Genomic DNA, 17112 nt, shown 5'->3' on the forward strand with positions numbered 1-17112 from the left:
CTTGAAATTAAATGGATGTGGGGAGTCATTTATGAGGATATCGCTTGGTGCGGCGATGCTGGCAGGCACGATGACCGTGCTGGCCAGCCCGGCTGCGGCACAGGCCACGCCGCGTTCGCCGCTGCTGGAACTCGACCGCAGCGAACTGCGCACGCAGATTCAGAGCCGCTTCGATACGGCCGTTCGGGCGAGCCAGTCGCCCGAGATCAAGCGGTCGGAAGATTCGCGCTATATCTGGGCGTCGGAAGCCAAGGTGCAGTGCGGCATCGCGCTCGGCTATCTGAAGTCGGGCCGGGTGGACGAGGAAAGCATCAACAAATGTGATGCCTTCAGCGCACGCCTGGCGCAGATCGAGCCCGTGGCCCCCACGCCGGTCGCCACCGGCCCGGTGACGCCGCCTGCCTGCGCGATCGAGCCGACCGTCTCGGTCTTTTTCGACTGGAACAGCGAAGTGGCCCCGGCCGAAGCGCAGAACACGATCCAGCAGATCGCGGCGAGCCGCGAAGCCTGCGGTTTCACCCGCTTCACCGTGACCGGCCATGCCGACAGCTCGGGTGGCGACGCCTATAATCTGCGCATTTCCGAACGCCGCGCGAACGCGGTGGCGGGCCTGCTCGAATCGGCCGGTATCCCGCGCAGCGACCTGACCGTGACGGGGCGCGGTGAATCCGAACTCAAGATCGCAACCGCCGACGGCGTGCGCGAACCCATGAACCGCCGCGTCGAAATCAGCGCATCGGGCCAGTAAGGGGGCAATAGCGTGAATAAGTTCAGCAAGATCAAGTGGATGATCGGCCTCCCCGGTGCGATGATCCTGAGCGTGGCCGCGGCACACAGCCAGTCGGTCGACCTGCGTTCGGCGGTAGAGGCAGCGCTTGCCTCCAACCCCGAGATCAACCAGGCCGCGATGAACAAGGAAGCGATCGAATTCGAACGCAAGCAGGCGCAGGGCCTGTTCCTGCCGCGCGTGAGCGTCGATGCTTCAGCCGGCGTCCGCCGCCTTGAAAACAACACCCGCCGCAATCTCGGCATCGCCGATCAGGAGCTTTACCCGCTTGAGGTGAATCTGGTCGCCGAGCAGGTGCTGCTCGATTCGGGCGTCCGCAACGCCGAACTGAAGCGCCAGGCCGCACGCACCGACGGTGCCGCGACCCGCGTCGAGGAGCGTTCGGAATTCATCGCGCTCAACACCTCGCGCCAGTATCTCGACTATCTGCTCCAGCAGCGGATTGTTGCGGCGTCGGAAGACAATGTGTCGTTCCACCAGTCGCTGGCGAGCGACCTGCGCGAAGGCGTTGCCAAGGGCTCGATCAGCATCGCCGATCAGCAGCAGGCCGAGGAACGCCTGCAGGCCGCCCGCGTCCGTCTGACCGAGGCGAAGGAAGATCTCGTCAACGCCGCGATCAGCTTTCGCACGCTGACCGGCCTGTCGATCGATCAGGTGTCGATGCCGCCGTCGCTGCGCAGCAACCTGCCGCCGTCGCTGGCCGAAGCCGTTGAAGGCGCGCGCGATCGCAACCCCAAGGTGCGTGAAGCAATGGCCGATATCGACGCCGCGCACGCGCTTGTCGACAAGGCGAAGGGCGAAATGTGGCCGACGCTGTCGCTGGAAGGCCGTGGCCGCGTGGGCGACGATATTGACGGCTTCCGGGGCCGCACCGAAGACCTGCAGGCCCGTGTGGTGCTGCGTTGGACCGCGTTTGACGGCAATATCAACCGCAACAAGGTTCAGGAAATGGTGCGTCGGGCGAGCGAATCGCGCTTCCGCCTGCACGAACTGCAGCGCGGCGCCGAAGAAGATGTGCGCCGGGCGTGGAATCGCTGGCAGCAGCAGGGCGCGCTGCTGGGCGAACTGGAGCAGCAGAGCCGGGTGACCGACGACCTGCTGCTCTCGTACCGCGAGCAGTTCAATGTCGGCCGCCGTTCGCTGCTCGACGTGCTCGATTCGCAGAACACCCGCTATAACGTCCAGGTTCGCGTCGAAACCGCACGGTTCGCGCAGGTCTTTTCGGAATATCAGGTGCTTGCATCGACGAACACGCTGCTTTCGTCGCTGGGTGTAGCCGCACCAAGCGCCGCCAAGGCCTATGCGCGCGACCGGTTCAAGGTGGGCCCGACCGAGCCCGCGGAAACGATGTACCGTCGCTATCCGAACTGAGCTTTTGCAATGACTGGAGCCGGAACCGCCCTGTGCCCCCGAGGCCGGGGCGGTTTCGGCTTATTTTTCATTAACCCTTTTTTAAGGGTCGCGCGCATTTTCAGCCGTGCAGAAATGATTAAAGAGCCGTTAACGGGCGAGGGGGAAGTCCGCTGACGATCTAGGGGAAAGAACGTGACCTTTGCGGATTGGTATCAGGCCGGGACCAGCGCCCCCGAAGCAGATGATGTGCTGGCGTGCATTGCGCAGATCGCCCGCCAACATGATCGCCCCTCCTCCCCCATCACGATCCGGGCCGGGCTGGCGCTCGACGAACAGGGTCTGCTGCCCTTTCACCAGATCGAAGCCGCGCTCGACCAGATCGGGCTGCATGGCGAGGCCGTCCGGCGGCCGCTCACCAAATGGCGCAAGACCGATTTCCCGGCGATCCTGAAGCTGACGGACGGACGCGCGGTCGTCCTGACCGCGCTTTCCGACGACGACGCCGAACTCTATCTGCCCGGCCGCGAACAGCCGCTTTGGGTGAAACGTGACGACCTGGCCGCGCACTATCAGGAGCGCGCCGTCGTCATCAGCCCCGATGCGACCCAGGAGCGCGAGAATGAGCGCCCCTGGGACCGCGCCAAGCGCACCCACTGGTTCTGGAGCGAGGTGTGGAAGGTGCGCCGCACCTTCAGCTATGTCGTTCTGGCCGCGCTGATCATCAACCTGCTCGGCTTTGCGCTGCCGCTGTTCACGATGAACGTCTATGACCGGATCATCCCGAACAAGTCGGTTGCCAGCCTCTGGGTGCTGGCGCTGGGCGTGCTGCTGGCCTTCGGGCTTGAATTCACGCTGCGGCTGGCACGCGCGCGCCTGATCGACGAGACCGGACGCAAACTCGACGAGCGGCTTTCGCAAAAGCTGTTCGAAAAGGTGATGAACATCCCGCTCGCCGCCAAGGACGGCAGCACGGGCGCCTTTGCCAAGCGCGTCTCCGAATATGAAATGGTCCGCGAATTCTTCGCCTCCACCACGGTTGTCCTGATGGTCGACGTGGCGTTCCTGTTCGTGTTCATCGGGCTGATGATCGTGCTCGCGGGCTGGCTGGCGCTGGTGCCACTGGTCACCATCGGCATCATGATCATGGCGGGCGTGACGCTGCAAAAGGCGATGGCGAACGCCGCGATCGAGGCGCAGTCGGATTCGAGCCTCCAGCATTCGGCGCTGATCGAAACGATCGGCGGGCTCGAAACGCTGAAGGCCGCGCGCGCTGAAGGCCGGATGCTCGGCCGCTGGCGCCGCTATTCCGAGATGAGCGCCAATACGCAGGAAAAGCTGCGCCGCCTGACGGCAACCGGCGTCAACCTTGCCTCGGTATGCCAGCAGACGACGAGCATCGCGCTGGTGATCGGCGGTTTCTACATGTTCAACGCGGGCACCATCTCGATGGGCGCGATCATCGCGATCGTGATGCTTGCCGGGCGCGCAATGGCGCCGGTGGGGCAACTCGCCTTCCTCATCACCCGCGCACGCCAGGCGATGACCACGATGGACAGCCTGCAGAAGATGATGGAATTCGAGGACGAGCGCAGCCAGGGCAGCCGCAGCATCGTTCCCGAGATCCGCAACGGCGAGATCAAGCTGGAACAGGTCGAGTTCGAATATCCGGGCGCCGCGCGCAAGTCGCTCGACCGGGTGTCGCTCACCATCAAGCCCGGCGAACGCATCGGCATCATCGGCCGCGTCGCATCGGGCAAGTCGACGCTCGGCCGCGTGCTGTGCGGTCTGTACCGTCCGACCGGCGGGCATTTCCTGCTCGACGGGCTCGACAGCCGCCAGCATCACCCGCACGAAATGCGCGCCGCGCTGCGCTATGTCGGGCAGGATGCCGAACTGTTCAGCGGCACGATCCGCGAAAACCTGCTGCTCGGCGCCCGCAACCAGGGCGATGAGCGGCTGGTGGAAGCGCTCAACCTTTCGGGTGCCGCCAATTTCTTCGCACGCGACACGCAAGGCTTCGACCTCAATGTCGGCGAGCGCGGTTCGCGGCTTTCGGGCGGGCAGCGCAGCTTCATCGTGCTGGCGCGCGCGCTGGTCGAACCGTGCAAGCTGCTGTTCCTCGACGAACCCACGGGCGCGATGGACACGCAGACCGAGAAGATGTTCATCGAGCATCTGAACCGCGCGGTCCCCGCCGGGCAGACGCTGATCGTCTCCACCCATCGCCACGCGATGCTCAACATCGTCGATCGCCTGATCGTGATTGATCAGGGCCGGATCATCGCGGATGGCCCGCGCGATGCCATCCTCAATTCGCTGTCCAATCGTGCGGTCAAGGAGCCGGCATGATGATCATCCCAGCTATCACCTCGCTGTCGCCGCGCAACAAGCTGGCGATCACCGCCGCCGGCGCGCTGACGCTGGTTGCCATTGGCGGCTCCGCCGCGCGCATCGACTGGCCCGTGCTGCTCGACGCGGTGAGCGACGCGCCCGCGCAGGCGTTCGTCGAGACGAGCGCCCCGCCCACGGCCGAAGAGCAGCAGGCGCTGATCGCGCTGACGCATGACGAAGGCCAGAGCGCCGTCGAAGGCGCCGACGCGTTCGCGATCAACGCGGCACTTCCCTTTTCGACCGCGCCCGTGATCGCAGCGCGCCCGTTCCACATGACGGGGGCAGCCCCCGCCGACCGCGAACGCGCGCTCCAGTGCATGACGCAGGCGGTTTATTACGAAGCGGGCTTCGAACCCGCCGAAGGCAAGCGCGCCGTGGCGCAGGTGGTGCTCAACCGGATGCGCCACCCCGCCTTTGCCAAATCGGTATGCGGCGTCGTCTATGAAGGCGCGACCCAGCCGGTGTGCCAGTTCAGCTTCACCTGCGACGGATCGCTCACCCGCGCACCCGCACCGCGCGCCTGGGCGGAAGCGCGCAAGGTTGCCACCGCCGCGCTCAACGGCGCGGTGGAGGCGAGCGTCGGCCTCGCCACCCATTATCACGCCGATTATGTCTCCCCCTATTGGGCGCCGCGCCTGACCAAACTGGTGCAGCACGGTGCGCATATCTTCTATCGCTGGCCGGGCGGTTGGGGCACCGCTGCGGCATTCACCGGCCGCTATACCGGGGTTGAGGCGATTCCGTCGCTCTCCGCGACCGACGAACTGCTTGCCGAAACGCCGCTGGTGCCCGAGCGCGCGCCCACCGAACGCCGCGCCGACAACGACATTGGCGGGCGGCTGGACATGTCCAAGGGGTGGCAGCTCAACATTCCATCGCCCGCACAAACGCGCGGCGCGCTTGCATCGATCACCGCCGAGCAGGGCACCGACACGCCCGCGCAAGCCGTGACCGTGGCATCCAACGATCCGATCGGGGGCTGATGTGTTCAAGCGTTTCCTGAACTGGTTTCGCGCGCTCGACGGCGCGCAGCAGATCATCGTCGCCGGTGCCGCCGGCATGGCATTGTTCGTGATCTGGGCAAGCCTTGCCCAGGTGGATGAGGTTACCCGCGGTCAGGGCAAGGTGATCCCGTCGAGCAAGGCGCAGATCGTCCAGAGCGCGGAGCCCGCGACGATCGACGCGATCCTCGTCCGGTCGGGCCAGCGCGTCCGCAAGGGCCAGTTGCTCGTGCGCCTCGACGACACCCAATCGGCCGCCGAGCTTGGCCAGATCGCGGCCGAAACCCGGTCGCTCGAAGCCCGCGCCGCGCGTTTGGGCCGCGAGGGCGGCATTGGTGGCACAGCCAGCGATTGTACGCCCGGCGCCAATGGCGCCGTGCCCGCCGAATGCGCGCAGGAAGCGGCGTTGCAGCAGGTTCGCCAGTCGGCGCTACGCAGCCGCCTGACGGGCCTGAGCGCGGCGGTCGAGCAGCGTCGCCGCGAATATGCCGAGGCGCAGGCGACGATTTCGAGCCTGCGCAGCAGCGTCCAGCTCGCGCAGAATCAGGTCGACATGCTCACCCCGCTCGCCGCCAAGTCGATCGTGCCGCAGACCGAATTGCTGTCTGCACAGCGCGAACTGGTCGATCTGCGTGGCCGCCTCGCCGCCGCGCAGCAGTCCGCATCGCGCGCACAGGCCGGCGTCAACGAGGCACAGGCGCAAGCGTCGGAAGCCAATTTCCAGTTCCGTCAGGAAGCGCTGAACGAACGCAGCCAGCTTTCCGCCAAGATCGCGATGAACACCGAGTCGCTGCGCGGCGCCGAAGGCCGCGTCCAGCGCGCCGAGATTCGCTCGCCAGCCGACGGCGTCGTCAACGATGTGCAGGTGACGACGATCGGCGGGTTCGTGAATGCGGGGCAGAAGATCATGCAGGTCGTCCCGATGGGCGAGAAGCTGCTCGTCGAGACGCGCGTGACGCCGAAGGACATCGCCTTCATCAAGGTGGGCGATCACGCCAATGTGAAGGTGACCGCCTATGATTTCTCGATCTATGGCGGGCTTTCGGGCAAGGTGGTGCAGGTTTCCGCCGACAGCATCTATGACGAGGCGGCGAAGGAAGCCTATTTCACCGTCATCATCGAAACCGACAAATCCTATCTGCTGTCGGCCGGCAAGCAATTGCCGATCACGCCGGGCATGATCTGCGATGCGGAGATCATCACCGGCCGCAAGAGCGTGCTGTCGTACCTGCTGAAACCGGTGCTGAAGGCCCGTTCGGAAGCGCTGCGCGAACGCTGAGCGTCAGTCGCCGAGGGCGGCGCCCCCGGCGGCGGCAACCTGATAGCCATGGGTCCAGCTCTTGGCGCCGGCATAGCTCATGATCGGGCGGTAATCGCGAATCTCGTTCGCATCGAGAATCCGATCGGTCTGCGAATCGAGGATCATCAGCCGATTGTCGACACGCACCGCGAGCACGGCATGATCGGCCCGGCGGACAAGATCGCGCGCGATGACGAGGAACATCTCGCCTTCGGGCACGCCCAGCCGCCGCAACAGGCTGTGCTTGGCGATGGCATAATCCTCGCAGTCGCCGCGCCCGCTAGCGAGCGTTTCGGCCGCGCTCGACCAGCGATCATTCACGCCGTGCTGGCGGATATCGTCGACATAGCTGATCCGCGCATTGACCCAGGCATTGATCGCCTGAACCTGCGCCGCGCGTCCCTGCCCCTGTGCCGAACGCACCGCCTGGCTCCACACACCGTCGCCAAGGCCAGCCGTGCTGACCCGCTGCCAGCGGGCGTCGAAGGGGGTGCGCGATACGGCGAGTGCCACCGAACCGAACACATCGGGGCGGTCCGCGCGCTTCTGCGGCAGCGGCAAGTGGCCGACCACCGGCGCGGGGCGCACCGCCTGGGGAAGCACCGCATTGCTGCAATCGTTGACCGGGTTAACCGCGATACCGGGCTGAAAGGCCTGTGCGGCGGGCTGAACGGCGGCAACCGGCCCGCCCGCCTGTTCGGCGCGCAGCTGTGCCAGCCGGCTGACCGCACCGCCAAGGATAGCGCGGCTCTTGTCCGCGCTGCGATCGGGAATCTGGCCAGCGGCCGGGGCCGGAAGCGCGTTTACCGCGCAATTAGCGGCCGCCGCCGATGCCTGGGCAGGCGCGCATGCGATGGCCGCCGCCATGGCCGCCCCTGCCAGTGAGAGAGGAAGGCGGAGTTTCTGCGATGAGTCTGCCAGCCGTTTCATGACACTGATGCTGGCGCGGAAATGCCAACATAAGATTGTCAGGGCTGGTTAAAAAAGTCCCTACAAACGCGTTCAGGCGCCCATACCCCATGGCATGGACGCGGTGTTCAGCAGCTGGGAATGTCAGGCGCCCCGGTCGCCTTCTCGAATCTGGTCCCCTGCCTTTTATAGACGATTTGCGCCGAAGTGGTTCCGCCGTACGAAACTGTAAAATTCTGATCGCGCGCGCCGGGCATGATCTTGCCATCGATACTTTCGGCACCACCATCGATCACCGCGCCTTCATTGCTGAAATGCAGCTGGACATTGTCCGCGATGGTGACCGGCGCGGCGGGCGTCAGCTCAACGAGCTGCGCATTGGTGCAGCTATAGCCCTGAAAAGTGCCGCCCCCCTCGGTCTGCAGCACCGGGTTGGACGCCAGATCGGTGCGCAGCGTCCATTCGGGCGGCTGGCCATAGCTGGTCCCGCTCGCGGCCTCGGGCCATGCGCCGACCACGGCCAGGCCATTGCCGCGCGGTTCGAGATAATGCACCGCCAGCGTTCCCGCGCAGCCATGGCAATTGTCGCTCTGCCCGCCCGAAATCAGCACCGCACGGTTGCCCACCCAGCGCACCGCCTGCGGGGTGAAGGCGTAGCGGGTATCGCCCACCGTCATGTCGGCATGGCCGGGCGTGTTGAACGCGGCCTTGAAGGCAAGGTCGATCAGCTCCTTTTCGGGCATCGATCGGTACCGGGCTGCAGGATCGGCGACCGCGGTATTTTCAAAGCCGTTTTCACGCGATGCCGCGTCCTTGCCGTCCCCGCACGAGGCGAGCAGCGCCGTACCCAGAAATAGCGTCAGGATTTGCTTTGTGTTCATCGCGCTCGTCATTTCCGCCTTCGTCCATGCCCCGCAATTCGGGATGCCTTCAGCCAGCATAGTGGCCATTCCCCCTGTGCTGGCAAGCCTTTCCAGCCACGGGCCGCGAACGGAACGCCCCCGCGCCAGCCCGTTCACCCGGCGCGACGGGGCGCAAGAAACTTACTGATTGGCCGGTGCCTGGGCATTGGCGACAGGCGCATCGGCGGGTGCGGGCGCCGACGGCCGCTGACCGGGCAGATCGACGGGCAGCGAGATGCTGGCATTGATGCCCGGCAATGGCTGGGTGGAGATGATCACCCCGTCATTGCTCAGCTGGACATTGAGGTCGATCCCCTCTTCGGCGGCATTGGCGGCGTCATCGATCAGATTTTCAACGGGCTCTTCCTCGATAACCGTCTTCACCGGGCGCGGCTGGTCGCGCAGCGCATCGGCCATGAAGGCGCGCCAGATCCGCGCAGGGAGGCCGCCACCACCGACCCCAGCCATCGGCTTGTTGTCGTCCCTGCCGATCCACACGCCGGTCACCAGATCGCCGGCAAAGCCGATGAAGATCGCATCGCGATTGTCCTGCGTCGTCCCCGTCTTGCCATAGGTGCGCGCGTTGAGCGCGGCCGAGCGCCCCGTACCGTCATTGGCGGCCGCAGCCAGCAGCGTCAGCATCTTTTCACGCGTGTCCGAATCGAAACTGCGCTTGCGATCCCACAGGCGGTCGAACCAGCTGCGTTCCTCTTCCGGCAGGCCATGCGCGCGCACCGGATAGCTGTTGCCGGCCACCGCCGCATAGGCCGCCGTCATTTCGAGCAGCGTGGTGCCCGAGGTACCGAGTGCAAGGCTCGGCTGATCCCCCAGCGGCGTGGTGATCCCCAGATCGCGCGCGGCGCGCACCACCTGATCCAGTCCCACCGCCTGCGCCAGCCGCACCGCCGCCACGTTGGACGACAAGGCAAAGGCCTGCCGCAGCGTGATCTTTCCGCGATAGCGGCCGCCACTGTTCGCGGGCGCCCAGTCGCCAACCACAAGCGGGGTATCCTCGACCACCGTGTCGGGGCTCATGCCCGCGCGCATCGCGGCCAGATAGACGAACAGCTTGAAGGTCGACCCCGGCTGACGCTTGGCCTGTGTCACGCGGTTGAACGGGCTGTCGGCATAGCTGCGCCCGCCGATCATCGCGACGACCTCGCCATCGGGGCGCATCGCGACGAGCGCGACCTGCGCACTGCCAAGCCCGGCGGTGCGCACCGCGCGTTCGGCCATGCGCTGGAGATCGCTGTCGAGCGTCGTCGTCACGCGCTGTTCCTGATAGACCGCGCCGGCCCGGTCGCGCGCCTCGGGAAGCACCCAATCGGCAAAATAGGTGCCCGTCGGCATATCGCGCAGCGGGCGGATGTTGACGCCTGCGGGCTTCAGGCCCGCCGCCGTCTTCGCATCGATGAAACCGGCATCGACCATCGCCGCCATCACCAGCTTGGACCGTTCGCGCGCGCCCTTCAGATTGACCGCGGGCGACAGGCGCGACGGCGCCTTGAGCAAGCCGGCGAGCATCGCCGCCTGCGGCACGGTGAGCTTTTCGGGCGGGCGGCTGAAATAATGGAGCGACGCGGCGCGCAGCCCATAGACATTGTCGCCGAAATAGACGTTCGAGAGATAGCGCGAGAGGATCTCGTCCTTCGACAGCCAGGCCTCGAGCCAGAAGGCGATCAGCACTTCGCGCAGCTTGCGCGCGGCGGTACGATCGGCGCTGAGGAACGCCACCTTGGCAAGTTGCTGCGTGATCGTGCTGCCGCCCTCACGCACCCCGCCGGCAACCATGTTGCGCCAGGCGGCGCGGGCAATGCCGAGCGGGTCGATCCCCGGATGGCTGTAGAAGCGGCGATCCTCGATCGCCATGAACGCCTGTGGCACATGCTTGGGCAGCGCGGTGACGTCGACCGGCTTCTCGATGATCGCACCGCGCCGGGCGATCGGTTTTCCCTCGGCCGAAAGCAGCGTGATGCTGGGCGGGGCAATGGGCTTGAGCGACTGGGACAGCGGCGCGGTGATCGCCAGCCAGATGACGAGCACGACAAAAAGAATGAGCGCCGCCAGCGCGCCGCGTTTCCACCAGCGCCAGCGCCTTGCAGCGGGAGACGGTTGATCGGGCAGGTGCGGGGGCAGACCGCCAAGCGACGGATCCGGTGCAGCAACCGAACCCTGAAAGCCGCCGTCCGCTGCCAATTCGGTCGTTCCCGGCGTCACGCTATCGTCGCTCATTCGCGTCCTGTCATCCCCATGCGGCGCGGCGCCCAGCCGCATGAACCCGCCATACAGCGAAGCCCGACGCAATGCATCACAGCCTTTACTGTGTCGTTGAAATAATACAGCTTCGCCATGCGTTCAAGCGGCGCACCGTTGACAAGGCACGGCCCGCCGCCCTAGCGCCAGAGACCCATGAGTGATGATCAGCGTTTCGGCCTTCAACGGCTTGCTACCCTGCCGGGGCCGCTACAGCTCGACAGCGGGGCGCTGCTCGCACCTGTCGCAATCGGCTATGAAACCTATGGCACGCTGAATGCCGACCGATCGAACGCGATCCTGATCTGCCACGCGCTGACCGGCGACCAGCATGTCGCCTCGGAACATCCGATCACGGGCAAACCGGGCTGGTGGACGCGGCTGGTGGGACCGGGCAAGCCGATCGATCCCGAACGCCATTTCATCATCTGTTCGAACGTGATCGGCAGCTGCATGGGATCGTCAGGCCCCTCGACGACCGATCCGGCAACCGGCCTGCCCTATGCCATGGGGTTCCCGGTCATCACGATCCGCGACATGGTACGCGCGCAGGCGATGCTGCTCGATCATCTCGGCATCGAGCGGCTATTCGCCGTGGTCGGCGGATCGATGGGCGGCATGCAGACGCTGAGCTGGCCCGCAACCTTCCCCGACCGGGTGAACGCGGTGGTGGTGATTGCCTCGACCGCGCGGCATTCGGCGCAGAACATCGCGTTTCACGAGGTTGGCCGACAGGCGATCATGGCCGATCCCAACTGGCGCCAGGGCGATTATTATGCCGACGGCGTCGCGCCGACATCGGGCCTGGCGGTCGCGCGCATGGCCGCGCACATCACCTATCTGTCCGAAGCCGGGCTGACCGAGAAATTCGGCCGCCGCCTGCAGGAACGCAATGCCAAGAGCTTCGGCTTCGGCGCCGATTTCCAGATCGAAAGCTATCTGCGCTATCAGGGGTTGAGCTTTACCGACCGGTTCGACGCCAATTCCTATCTCTATATCACCCGCGCGATGGATTATTTCGATCTGGCCGAGGAACATGGCGGGCTGCTCGCCAATGCGTTCCGCGCCACGCGGGCGCGCTTCTGCCTGCTCAGCTTCGACACCGACTGGCTCTATCCGACCGCCGAATCGCGTAATATCGTCCATGCGCTCAATGCCGCCGGGGCCCCGGTCAGCTTCGTCGAACTGAAGAGCCCGTTTGGCCATGACGCCTTTCTGCTCGAGGCACCCGAGATGAACCGCATCGTCGACGGTTTCCTGAAGGCGGGAGAACGCTGATGGCGCTGCGCCCCGATCTGGCGATCATCGGAGCGAATGTGGCGGCCGGTGCGCGCGTGCTCGATGTCGGCTGCGGCGACGGCGAGTTGATGGCGTTCCTGCGCGATCGCCGCGGCGTGGATGCGCGCGGGCTAGAACTTGACCCCGAAGACGTATCCTCGGCGGTGGCGCGCGGCCTTTCGGTGATCCAGGGCAATGCCGATACCGATCTGGCCGATTATCCCGACCAGAGCTTTGACTATGCGATATTGAGCCAGACGCTCCAGACGACGCAGCGGCCGGACAAGGTTCTCGACCATCTGCTCCGCATCGGTCGGCATGCCTTTGTCTCCTTCCCCAATTTTGCACATTGGCGCGTGCGCCTGTCGCTGCTGTGGGGCGGACGGATGCCGGTAACCCGGCTGCTGCCGGTGGCGTGGTATGAGACGCCCAATATCCACCATCTGACGATCGACGATTTCCGCGCCTTTGTGGACGAGCGGGGGATCGCGGTGGAAGGCGCCTGGTTCCTGAACGGCGACAAGCTGACGACCGCCGCCGCCGCCAATTTCCGCGCCGAACACGCGGTGTTCCTGCTCCGCCGCTGAGCGGCAGGCACGCCCCTCAATCCGGCGCAAGCCCCCGGCGCAGCATTTCGTTCGCGACCGTGGCGACATCGCCCGGCGCCGCGCCATCGTCCCAGACGCCGTAGCGAAGCCCCAAAAAGACGTTCATGCCCATGATCGCCCAGGCATGGACCTCGCCGATATCGGCGCGGATCTCTCCGCGCGCAGCGCTCGCCACCAGCCTTTGCCGGATACGCTCGACCGAGCTTTCATAATGCTGGCGATAGCCCTGCTGGTCGACGAATTCGGATTCGTCGATGATCCGGTAGATCTCCTTGTGATCGCGCACGAATTCCAGAAAACTCTCAAGCCCCGCCTTTTCTGCGGCGATGCCGTCGGGCGCCGCCTGCACGCGCGGGGTGACATGATCGCGGACCTGCGCCGACATGTCGCGCACCAGCGCCCGGAACACTTCCTCCTTCGAATCGAAATAGGTGTAGAAGCTGCCGAGCGCGACACCCGCGCGCTGGGTGATGTGGCTGATCGACGCGTCATGATAGCCGCGTTCCCCGAATTCAGCCGCCGCCGCATCGAGAATCGCCCGCAAGGTCTTGCGGCCCCGCGCCGTGCGCGGGGTTTTCGCCTCGCTCGTCAACGGTGTGGCATCGGTGTCACGGTCTTCAGTCATTCACCCTCTCCAAGCGACCGAAGTTGAAACCCGGTTCAGGTTTCATTATAGAAAATGCAGAAACCGGCACAACCCGTCAGAGGTGGCCAAATTTAGGGGAGGAATGTCCACATGTCCCGTTTGTCCCATTCGGCGCGCCTTGCGCTCAATCTTGGCGTTGCGATCACCGCGCTGAGCGCAGCGCCAGCCTTCGCGCAGGAGCCCGCCGACACGGCTGTTGAAGAAGCGGCAACCGGCGACATTGTCGTCACCGCCCGCCGCCGCGAGGAAAGCCTGATCGACGTGCCGATCTCGGTTTCGGCGCTTTCGGGTGATGCTCTGCAGAGCCAGGGCGCGGTCGACATTACCGCGCTGCAGGACAAGACCCCGAACCTGACGCTGCAGATCGCGCGCGGTTCGAACTCGACGCTGATCGCGTTTATCCGCGGCGTCGGCCAGCAGGATCCGCTCTGGGGCTTCGAACCGGGCGTCGGCCTCTATGTCGATGATGTCTATGTCGCCCGTCCGCAGGGTGCGGTGCTCGACATTTTCGACGTCGAGCGCGTCGAGGTGCTGCGTGGACCGCAGGGCACGCTTTATGGCCGCAACACGATCGGCGGTGCGATCAAATATGTCACCAAGCGCCTCGGCAATGATTTCACCGGCAAGGTGCGCGCATCTTACGGCAGCTATGACCAGATCGACCTTGTCGGCCAGGTCACCGTGCCGCTGGGCGATACGCTTTCGATCGGCGGCGCGATCGCCCGCTACAAGCGCGACGGCTATGGCCAAAACCTCACCACCGGCGCCGACCAGTATGACAAGGACGTGATTGCCGGCCGCATCTCGGCCGAATTCGCGCCGTCGGACGGCGTGTTCTTCCGCCTGGCGGCAGACAAGACGGTCGACAAGTCCAACGCCCGCCACGGCACCCGGCTTGTCGGCAATGGCGGCCTGCCTGCCTTCGAGCCGACGCGCAGCGTCTATGACACGCGTGCCGGAATCGGCGATCGCAACAAGGTGATGACGCAGGGCATGTCGCTGACCGGTGAGATCGACCTCAACGATACGCTGACCTTCAAGACGATCACCGCCTACCGCGACGGCCATACCGACACGCTGATCGATTTCGACAACACCGCAGGCCCGGTGCTCGATATTCCGGCCTGGTATGACGACCGCCAGTTCACCCAGGAACTGCAGCTGCTCTATTCGGGTGAGCGCCTGCAAGGCGTGTTCGGCCTTTATTATCTCGACGGCCGCGCCAGCGGTGCGTTCGACACCGTGCTCGGCCTCGCCAACCTGACCACGTTGACCGCAGGTTCGGTGAAGACCAAGAGCTACGCCGCCTTTGCCGATTTCAACTATGACCTGACCGATCAGCTCAAACTGTCGGCAGGGCTGCGCTATACCAAGGACGACAAGACCGGCACCGTCTTCCGCCGCAACTATACGGGCATTCGCAGCCCCGAATTCGGCAACGCCAACGCGGTGCCGGGCCTGATCCGCACCGACTATACCAATGACCGTAGCTTCGATCAGTTCACGCCGCGGATCAGCCTCAGCTATCAGCCGAACGACGATCTCAACCTCTACGCCTCTTACGGCAAGGGCTTCAAATCGGGCGGGTTCGATATGCGCGGCGACGCGGTGCTGACCCCGACGACGGTCAATGGCTACAAGCCTGAAACGGTCGACGCCTACGAACTGGGCATGAAGGGCGCGTTCCTTGATCGCACACTGTTCCTCAATATTGCCGGCTATTATTCGGACTATAAGGACCAGCAGGTCACGATCCAGCGCCCGGACGTCGCCGGCGGTATCGCCAGCTTCGTCGACAATGCAGGCAAGGCAGAGATTTACGGCCTCGAAATCGAGACGCGGATCGTGCCCAGCCGCAATTTCTCGGTCAACGCGTCGCTCGGCTACACCCATGCCGACTACAAGAAGTTCCTGACCTTTATCGGCGGCGGCACCACCCCGGTCGACGTGTCGGATCTGCGTGTTTTCCAGAACACGCCGAAATGGAACGCCAATTTGTCGGCCACCTGGTCGGATGAACTGGCGGGCGGCACCATCGACATCACCCCCTCGATCTCGATGCGCAGCGATTATCACATGTTCGAAATCGCAAACCCGCTGCTCGATCAGGACGGTTATGCACTGGTCGATGCCTCGGCAAGCTGGACTTCGGGCGATGACCGCTTCAAGCTGAGCGTCAACATGCGCAACCTGTTCGACAAGCAATATCGCGTGGGCGGATACAACTTCCCCGGCGCGCTCTTCGGCAATTCGATCATCGGCTATTACGGCCCGCCGCGCACGGCGACCTTCACCGCCGAATATCGCTTCTGACGATGCACGGCAGCAGCATGACCGCGCAGGCGGAGAGCAAATCATACCGTGCCGTCGTGCTCGGCATGCTGCTGCTCGTGTACACCTTCAACTTTCTCGACCGGCAGATTCTCGGCATCCTCGCGGTGCCGATCAAGGCGGAGCTGGGGCTTTCGGACCAGCAACTCGGCGCGCTCGGCGGTATCGCCTTCGCCGTGCTGTATTCGACGCTCGCCATCCCGCTGGCGCTGCTCGCAGACAAGACAAGCCGCACCTGGGTGATCACCGTATCGCTCGCGGTATGGAGCGGCTTCACCGCGCTGTGCGGCGTCGCGACCAGTTTCTGGCAGATGTTCCTGTTCCGTGTCGGTGTCGGCGTCGGCGAGGCCGGCGGCGTCGCGCCGTCCTATGCGGTGATCACCGATTATTTTCCTGCCGAGGAGCGCGCCCGCGCGCTTTCCATCTATTCGCTGGGTATCCCGCTGGGTTCCGCTGCGGGCGTACTCTTTGGCGGCTATATCGCCGCGACCGTCGAATGGCGCACGGCGTTCATCGCCGTCGGGCTTGCCGGGCTGGCGATCGCACCGCTCTTCCGCCTCATCGTCCGCGAGCCGAAACGCGCGGTTGTGGCGCCCGCCAAGGAGCAGATGCCGGTCCGCGCGGTATTCCCGCTTCTGGCCGCAAAGCGCAGCTTCTGGCTGCTGGCGCTGGGCGCGGCGTCCAGTTCGATGTGCGGTTATGGTGTCGCCTTCTGGCTACCCAGCCTGTTGCAGCGCAGCTTCGGGCTCGATCTCGTCGGTGCAGGCCAGTTTCTGGGCGCCGTCCTGCTGATCGGCGGCGTCGCGGGCGTGCTGCTCGGCGGCTGGCTGGGCGACCGGCTGGGCGCGCGCAACAAGGCGGCCTATGCCCGCATCCCGGCGATCTGCTACTGGCTGGGCACCCCGCTGTTCATCGCGAGCGTGCTGTCGCAAAGCGTGACCGCCGCCTTCCTGTTCCTGTTGCTGCCCCAGGCGCTGGTCTATGTTTGGCTTGGCCCGGTCTTGACCGCAGTACAGCAGCTTGTGCCCGCGCATATGCGCGCGACCGCCTCGGCGAGCTTCCTGCTGATCAACAATCTCGTCGGCCTTGGTTTGGGCTCCTGGGCGGTGGGTGCTCTGTCAGACGCGCTGACGCCGAGCTATGGAAACGAAGCACTGCGCTATGCCATCGTGGCGGCGCTAGGCCTTTACGTGGTGGCAGGGCTGTTCATGTGGGCGGCATCACGCTCGCTGAAGGACGACTGGGTGGACTGATCCGACGCGCCGCCCGTTGATCTACCTATTGGACAAAGCACCAGAAAATGCGCTTCATGGCGTAACGGCGCAGCGAATTCCCGCCGCGCGAGCGGAGACC

At 65.1% G+C, this 17112-nt stretch carries 13 protein-coding genes; 9 read left to right on the top strand and 4 right to left on the bottom strand.

Features of this window, described 5'->3' with window-relative positions; genetic code table 11:
- Positions 1–31: 31 nt before the first annotated feature.
- From QYC26_RS08195 to QYC26_RS08215, 5 genes are all read left to right on the top strand, one after another.
- Complete coding sequence (locus tag QYC26_RS08195; RefSeq protein WP_317514891.1) at positions 32–748, top strand: OmpA family protein; 717 nt, start codon at positions 32–34, stop codon at positions 746–748.
- Between the two features lie 12 nt (positions 749–760).
- A complete protein-coding gene (locus QYC26_RS08200; protein WP_317514892.1) occupies positions 761–2158 on the top strand; it encodes a TolC family protein in 1398 nt (465 codons plus the stop codon).
- A 174-nt stretch (positions 2159–2332) separates the two neighbouring features.
- Complete coding sequence (locus tag QYC26_RS08205) at positions 2333–4489, top strand: type I secretion system permease/ATPase (protein ID WP_317514893.1); 2157 nt, start codon at positions 2333–2335, stop codon at positions 4487–4489.
- Positions 4486–5514 carry a cell wall hydrolase gene (locus QYC26_RS08210; protein WP_317514894.1) on the top strand — a complete coding sequence of 343 codons (1029 nt, stop codon included), beginning with the start codon at positions 4486–4488 and terminating at the stop codon, positions 5512–5514. Before QYC26_RS08205 ends, QYC26_RS08210 begins: the two co-directional genes overlap by 4 nt.
- Before the next feature lies 1 nt (position 5515).
- Positions 5516–6811, top strand: a complete 1296-nt coding sequence (locus QYC26_RS08215) for an HlyD family type I secretion periplasmic adaptor subunit (protein WP_317514895.1) — start codon at positions 5516–5518, stop codon at positions 6809–6811.
- A gap of 3 nt (positions 6812–6814) precedes the next feature.
- On the opposite strand, the gene QYC26_RS08220 is transcribed toward QYC26_RS08215, so the two are convergent.
- The 3 genes from QYC26_RS08220 to QYC26_RS08230 all read right to left on the bottom strand — a co-directional run bounded on the left by QYC26_RS08220 (position 6815) and on the right by QYC26_RS08230 (position 10875).
- Positions 6815–7699 (bottom strand): transglutaminase-like cysteine peptidase, encoded by an 885-nt coding sequence (locus QYC26_RS08220; RefSeq protein ID WP_317514896.1) that lies wholly within the window; start codon positions 7697–7699, stop codon positions 6815–6817.
- A 170-nt stretch (positions 7700–7869) separates the two neighbouring features.
- On the bottom strand, positions 7870–8622 hold the full coding sequence (locus QYC26_RS08225; protein ID WP_317514897.1) for a hypothetical protein: 753 nt from the start codon (positions 8620–8622) through the stop codon (positions 7870–7872).
- A gap of 162 nt (positions 8623–8784) precedes the next feature.
- Complete coding sequence (locus QYC26_RS08230; protein ID WP_317514898.1) at positions 8785–10875, bottom strand: transglycosylase domain-containing protein; 2091 nt, start codon at positions 10873–10875, stop codon at positions 8785–8787.
- Between the two features lie 177 nt (positions 10876–11052).
- Between QYC26_RS08230 and QYC26_RS08235 the strand changes: the two genes are divergently transcribed.
- Together QYC26_RS08235 and metW are read left to right on the top strand one after the other, a co-directional pair.
- Complete coding sequence (locus tag QYC26_RS08235; protein ID WP_317514899.1) at positions 11053–12174, top strand: homoserine O-acetyltransferase MetX; 1122 nt, start codon at positions 11053–11055, stop codon at positions 12172–12174.
- Positions 12174–12761, top strand: coding sequence for a methionine biosynthesis protein MetW (metW, locus tag QYC26_RS08240; RefSeq protein WP_317514900.1), 588 nt, complete (start codon positions 12174–12176; stop codon positions 12759–12761). The genes QYC26_RS08235 and metW overlap by 1 nt, the downstream gene beginning before the upstream one ends.
- A 16-nt stretch (positions 12762–12777) precedes the next feature.
- Here metW and QYC26_RS08245 read toward each other — a convergent pair whose 3' ends face one another.
- Positions 12778–13407 (bottom strand): TetR/AcrR family transcriptional regulator, encoded by a 630-nt coding sequence (locus tag QYC26_RS08245; RefSeq protein WP_317514901.1) that lies wholly within the window; start codon positions 13405–13407, stop codon positions 12778–12780.
- Between the two features lie 111 nt (positions 13408–13518).
- On the opposite strand from QYC26_RS08245, the gene QYC26_RS08250 reads away from it, so the two are divergent.
- Complete coding sequence (locus QYC26_RS08250; RefSeq protein ID WP_317514902.1) at positions 13519–15741, top strand: TonB-dependent receptor; 2223 nt, start codon at positions 13519–13521, stop codon at positions 15739–15741.
- A 17-nt stretch (positions 15742–15758) separates the two neighbouring features.
- Entirely contained in the window at positions 15759–17012 is a 1254-nt protein-coding gene (locus QYC26_RS08255) for an MFS transporter (protein ID WP_317515030.1), read from the top strand.
- Positions 17013–17112: the final 100 nt, after the last annotated feature.

This window comes from Sphingomonas sp. C3-2, from assembly GCF_033025475.1.
Taxonomy (GTDB): Bacteria; Pseudomonadota; Alphaproteobacteria; order Sphingomonadales; family Sphingomonadaceae; genus Sphingobium_A.